Source organism: Algibacter sp. (assembly GCF_049667265.1).
Classification (GTDB): domain Bacteria; phylum Bacteroidota; class Bacteroidia; order Flavobacteriales; family Flavobacteriaceae; genus Algibacter_B.
Genome location: NZ_JBATHX010000309.1, coordinates 1 through 7078, shown reverse-complemented (window position 1 = coordinate 7078; position 7078 = coordinate 1). Strand labels below are relative to the sequence as shown.

At 33.0% G+C, this 7078-nt stretch carries 3 protein-coding genes; all 3 read left to right on the top strand.

Annotation, left to right across the window (positions count from 1 at the left end; translation table 11 throughout):
• Positions 1 to 2151: TlpA family protein disulfide reductase (locus WBN21_RS11145; RefSeq protein WP_424200276.1), on the top strand; the 2151-nt coding region annotated here is incomplete at its 5' end.
• Positions 2152 to 2404: 253 nt separating this feature from the next.
• On the top strand, positions 2405 to 4879 hold the full coding sequence (locus WBN21_RS11140; RefSeq protein ID WP_424200274.1) for a BNR-4 repeat-containing protein: 2475 nt from the start codon (positions 2405 to 2407) through the stop codon (positions 4877 to 4879).
• A gap of 293 nt (positions 4880 to 5172) precedes the next feature.
• Positions 5173 to 7078: T9SS type A sorting domain-containing protein (locus WBN21_RS11135; RefSeq protein ID WP_424200272.1), on the top strand; the 1906-nt coding region annotated here is incomplete at its 3' end.

The following is a 7078-nucleotide window of genomic DNA, read 5'->3' as shown; positions in this document are numbered from 1 at the left end:
GCCTACGGGTTAAAAAAATCTAACATATACGATGTTGATAAAATAGAACTTAATGAAAATGAAACCAGAGTTCATGTTCGTGGTACTATTTTTCCAAATTGGTTTTTAAAGTTTAGTAAAACGGATTTTTTAAAAGATTATAAAACGGGCAAAATATACAACATCATAAAAATTGAAAATTATGATTTTGACGAAAAAATATATTTGCCAGAATCTGGAGAGAAAACAGTGGTACTTGTTTTTCCTCCTTTAGATAAAGGCGTTAAAAAAATAGATTACAAGCATGCTATTTATGAAATATCATTAACAAAGCAAAGAAGTGATAAATCAGAACCAATAATAATACCTAAATCTGTTAATAAATGGATACAAAGTGAACTTGATAAGGTTACTGAAACCCCTATTAAGGATTTCGAGTCTGATAGGTTTTTCAATCCTAAAAAAGCAAAACTCATTGGTTATATTAAGGGTTACGATAATAGATATGGCTTTAATACAGGTATGGTACATCAAGGTAATACTATTACTAGAGAAGATTATCCAATTGTTGTTCAAATATTCGAAGATGGACGCTTTGAGGCAGAATTACCTTTAGTTCACCCAGAAATTGGTTATCTAAGTATGAATAAATGTAACATTGATTATTATTTAGAGCCAGGACAAACTTTAGCTATGATTCTAGATTGGGAAGATTTTAGAAAACAAGCTATTTATAGAAGAAGTGTAGCAACGCGTTATAAATTTAAAAAAACAATTTTTAAAGGCCCTCTTTCTGAAATTAATAAACATTTGATGAATTTTAATGTTGAAGATTTTAATTACAGAGCTTTTAAGGATGTAATTAAAAACCAAACACCAACAGAATTTAGAAAAGAACATGATTCTACGCTTAAAGCAAACAAAAAATTACTTGATGAATATGTTAAAAACAATGAGGTAAACAATAAAACAAAACAATTGTTACAAAACAAGTTAATTGCAGAATACGCCACAATTTGTTTTGATTTTATAAGAATAAGAGAATATGAAGCTAAAGAAGATACTTTAAATACTGCTCTTAAAACCCCTATAACTAATGAATATTACAACTTTTTAAATGAATTAGATCTTAATAATAAGGCTTTTTTAGTGCCTAACAGTTATTCAACATTTGTAAACAGATTTGAATTTAGTAAGCCTATAAATATTCATCCAAAGAGTAAACGTTTAAATATTAATCCTGAAATAACGTTACAAGAATATTTAGAGGAAAATAATATTGAACTTACAGAAAACGACAAAAAGCTTCAAGAAGAATCTAAAAATAAGAGGTTTAAATCTTACGAGGCGTATAAAGATTTTCAAAAACAATTCAGTAAACCCTATAGTAATGCCCTTGAAGCCTATAATTCAGAATATATCCAACCTATAATTGATAAGGGAAATCTTGATATTACAGAAACTAAAATGGAGAAATGGCACTTAAGAGATTCTGTTTTAAAAAACGTTTATCATTTAGACAAGAATATTGTGCTTGATATGACTAAAATTAGGGCCTTAAAATATGACATTGACAGAACTGATAGTGAAAATGCTCGAAAATATTGGAGCGAATTGAAACAAACAATTGATGAGCCTTTTCTGGTAGCTGAAGGAGAAAGAATATTAAATAAAAAGTTCCTAGTAGTTGACCAGATTGTTCAAAAAGATTCTGAAAATCCTAAAATTAAAAAGGTAACTATGGAAGTTGCTACAACAAAGCTTCCTGAAGGTAAACCAACTAGAATTTTTAATGATATTATAAAATCACATGCTGGAAAAATATTGTTTGTAGATTTTTGGGCAACAAGTTGTGCACCATGTGTTGGTTCAATAGAAAGAATGAAAGAAATTAGAGCTGAATACAAAAATAACCCAGATATCGACTTTGTATTTATTACTGATAAAAATGCATCACCTGAAAGAACGTATTCAAAGTTCATAGAAAATCAAGAACTCGTTAATACCTATAGAATAGCAAATGATGAGTTTAATTACTTGCGTCAATTGTTTAAATTTAACGGCATACCGAAATACGTGGTTATTTCTAAAAATGGAGAGGTAATTGATGAAGATTATGAAATGTATCGATTTGATAGTACTATAGCCAATATTATTGAAACCTATAGATAAGCTGTAAGCGCATAACTTTAAAAAGTAAAGAAGACAAAAAATTTGTATAATCCTAGTCATATGTGGTTGGTAATCTTTCGATTATCCAATTCACTTTAGTTTGATATATTCCACGATGCATTTTAGCGAATTATTAGTGAGTTCATCTTAAAATCAGGATAGTTCAGGATGCTATAAAAAGGAGTTCATTCTATTTTTAGCAAAGTAAATTTTTTATTAAAATAAATTTTACAGCTAAACTAAAACGATTACTATGAAAAAAACTACTTTTAAGCTACTACTATTTTTTAGCGTTATTTTTTTCTCTCTTTTTTTAACAGCTCAACCTACGCTCGAATCTGAGATTGCAATAACAAATCTTGCCATGTATTTTGATGGTGTTAAAGTGCCGCTCAATCATACAGGAAATTCCACCACAGGGTACGATTATGTTTATGGTACAGCGCTTACACCACATGGAGATTGTATTAAGGTTTATGATAAGTTTGTGTTTTTAACCTGGTATAGGGGTGGGAAATATGACCGCCATGTCATGCTTTCAAGGTACAATACAGAAACCGGAGTTTTGAAAACCATAGAATTTCCGCATCAGCATACAGGATATAACGGAAAATGGTGGATTGGTGAAACCCATAATACCATATCAGTTGGTATTTGCCCTAAAGATGAGACCATTCACATGCTTTATGATATGCATAGAAATGGAAACATTCCAGAGTTTGCCAATGATTATTTAAGATACTCTTATACCGTGGCAGGAGCTGCAACTGTAGCTGATAATGACTTTACAATTCATAAGTTTGTGCAATCGCCTAACAATAATTATAAGCACTTATCATTTCCTGGTATAAACGATGATAATACCACAAAATTACTAACATATCCAGATTTTTTTACTAACGATCAAGGCGATTTGTTTATGAAAAATAGATTTGGCTATTCTGAAAATGGTAAATTTTTATTTGCTAAATATGATGGAACAGATTGGGAAGGTTATACCGATTTTAACAGAACAGGAGCTTCAGGCTTCGGAAGTCCATACAATTGGGGTTTGTACGGGGATATTAAATATCTTAATGGTAAAATACGAGTTGGGTTTCAGCAAAGAGCCAATATAAAAAATGATAAATATTTATATCAAAATGGGTTTTACTATGCTTATTCTGATGACCCAAATGGATTATCCCAATGGAAAGACCATGAAGGTACAGAGTTTTCTAGACCATTAGCCGTTTCAGATTTGATTAAAATATCTGAACCCGGCGATTTAGTTGAAACTACTGAAACAGATAAAGTCTACATGGTTTCTGGATTCGACTGGACGGTTACTAGTAATGAAGACATCCATTTTATTGGAAGAGTTAAGGATAATAGCACAACTAGTAGTACCGCAGGCCAAACAAAGCAAGTACATACATATAAACCTGCTGGCGCTTCAGAATTTATTACTTCAACTGATTTTTCAGGAGCAGAAGCTATTTATTCGGCAGGTGCTAACATATACTTAATTGGATTAAACGCTTTAGGAAGACCATTTATAGAAGAGGCACCTGGAGGTACAAACTTATTTACTAGAGTATATGAAGCTACTTCAGGAAAACGTTTTAGAAAAGGGCAAGTTTACATTCAAGATGGGATATTATATTATTACTTACTAGAGAATAATTCTTCTGATAACGACGATACCCAACCAACTTACTTACAAATAATAGATTTAAATTTGGTTACTGGCCCTCAACCTTTTGCAGTTAATTTATTAACGCCAAGTGATAATGATTCGTTTGAAGAAGGAGTTTCCGTACAACTTTATGCCAATGCAACAGCTGATACTGGAGAAATTGTTAAAGTTGAATTTATGGTTGACGGAGTATTATTTGATGAAGATATTACAAAACCATACCTGCTTAATTGGACGGCTCAAGGTATTGGAAATCATACCATTCAAGCTATAGCACATAAAGATTCTGGTGAAACTATTGCGTCATCTATTATTACAATTGAAGTTGCAGCAGTTGACCATTCGGATTTAACCGACGATGTCTATAGGTTAAGAAATGTTGCTACAGGGAAGTTTTTAACCGACTCAGGCGCAAGTGCGATCCCTTTAAGTATGAGTGATTTGGGTGAAGAACCAGATAAGCATTGGACATTTGTACAAAGTGGAGCGTATTATAACATAGATAGTGAAACTTTTGGTATCATTCGCGCGACAGGAGAAGGGTTTTCTGCTGGATCTTATCTCGTTGTAAGTACAAGTAAAGCTTCACCTGCTAATGATAATGATAAGATTTGGAGCATCCATTACAATGAAGCTGATGATACTTTCAGATTTGAATCTAAAGATAACAACAGATACTTATATCATGACCCCAATGGAAATGTGACTAACATTACGATTGATGAAATGAATGCAGATGAATTAAATAGAAGCAAATGGGAAGCTATACCAACAAGTGAGGCTTTAAGTGTGTCGAATGTAGAACTTCAATCATCTTCAATTATAATATTTCCAAACCCTACGGAAGATAAATTTACCATTATATTTAAAAATATAAGCAATATCAAGACTATAGAAATTTATAATATACTTGGAAAGCTTTTGTATCAGAAAGCTCCAAAAGATAATATTATAGAAGTAAAAAACTCAGGTTTTAAAACGGGTGTATATTTAGTTAAAGCTTTTTCTGACGATAAACAGGTGTTTTATTCTAAGTTAGTTGTAAAGTAGGTTATAATAAAACTGAACAAATGAAACTTTAAAATTATGCGCAGAAAATAGGTTTAGCCTTGTATTTTTATATCATAAAAGTGATATGTAGTACTCATAAATTACATTAGCTGTATAAGGTTATTCTATCATTAATCTTTTAGTTGTGAGTAAAAATGTGTTTTAACCAATAATTGGATTGTTTACCCTATAGACAGGATAGTTCAGGATACTTTTAAAGTAAAATCATAGTAATTTTATAATAAGTAAATTTTATTTAATAATGATTTTTACTTCTAAACTAAAAAAAACCTATGAAAATTATTACTTTTAAATCTATCTTATTCTTCGGTTTTGCGTTCTTTTCACTTTTTTTAACAGCACAAGACGCGCCGCCTTCTGACGACATTTTTAGATTCAGAAATGTGGCTACCGGCCAATACCTAACAGATACAGGTGTAAGTGCAACTGCAGTTACTATGACAGATTCTGGCGATGCAGAAAACACACATTTTACTTTTGTACAAAGCGGAGCATTTTATAACATTGATAGTGAAGTTTTAGGAATTTTACGCGCACCAGGTGCTGGTGGTCCAGGAGGAGCTTACGTAGTTGTTAGTACCACTAAAGCTTCGCCCGCAACTGATGGTGATAAAGTATGGACAATACAACACGATCAAACAAACGACACCTATAGGTTTCAATCGGGCAATAGTGGTAGATATATGTATCATGATGCAAATGGAACCGTAACCCATGTTGTTGTTTCTGCAACGGATGATAGAAGTAATTGGGAACTCATTCCCTTTGCAGAAACACCTACAGAGATAGCTCCAGATGAAGATACAAGTACAGATCTGACTTGTCCAGCTTCTGGTGAATTCGAAAACAATAGTACAAGAAATGTAGATATACCAAACGCTGTTAATGTAGGAACTGCTGATGATAGAAGTTGCTACTCAGATTACTCAGAAAGTACTGTTTATGGAAAAACTTGGGGCGTTTATAATATTACTGATGGTTCTAATCATTGGGATGGAGCAACGTTGCAACCCAGGATAGAGCGTTCTTTACCAAGGTCTGGAGAAACTGGAGTGGGGAGTTTTGCAAGATTCACAGGGATTGTTAGAATATTAGAAGTCGGCGATGGAGGTTCTTTTGGTCAAAACGGAAGTTATTTAGCACAAGCCAAAGGTAAACATTCAGGAGGTGGAGGCTCTAATGATCCTGCTATTTGTTTGTATAGAGCACATCCAGTTTATGGTGAAGGTATTAATGCAGACAAGCAAGTGGCTTTTGATATTTACGCCGAACGTATCTTAGAACGTGGAGGAGAAGGCAGCGGAAGAGAAGTTGTTTTTCTAAAACGAGTTAATAAAAATGAAGAAGTTGATTTTGAGTTAGAGGTAGGTTTTAGAGAAGATCCAACCGATCCTACAAAAAAAATACATTATTGCGATGCTGTAATTGGAGGCGAAGCCTTTAATTATAATATTCCTGAGCCAGAAAGAGGTTTAGAATCTGGTATTAGATATGGTGCCTACAGAGTAAGAGGAGGTCGAGCTCAATTTAGATGGGCAAATACCACGTATCAAAGAGAAGAAGTTGAAGATAGCGGAACACCTCCACCATCTAACGACATATATAGGTTGAGAAATGTAGCTACAGGACAATTCTTAACTGATGCAGGAGTAAGTGCTACAGCAGTTACTATGACAAATTCTGGTGAGCCACAAAACACACATTGGAAGTTTGTAGAAAGTGGAGAATTTTTTAATATTGATAGTGAAACTTATGGAATACTTCGTGCACCAGGTGCTGGTGGTCCCGGAGGCGCTTATGTAGTTGTGAGTACAAACACAGCCTCACCATCAACGGACACAGATAAAACGTGGAAGATTGATTATAATGATGTTGATGATACTTATAGATTCGAATCTAGAACCGCTGGTAGATTTCTGTATCAAGAAACAGATGGAACCGTAACACACAGTATTGTCCCAGAATCAGATACAAGAAGTGTGTGGGAAGCTATTCCTACAAGCCAAACTTTAAGCATAAAAGATACAGGTTTAAATTCATCTTCAATAAAAATATATCCAAATCCAGTTAAAGATAGATTTACGATTTCATTTCAAAATATTGCAGGAGTAAAAAACATTGAAATTTATAACATTTTAGGTAAGCGGGTGTATCAAAATACACTAAAAAGTAACGTTT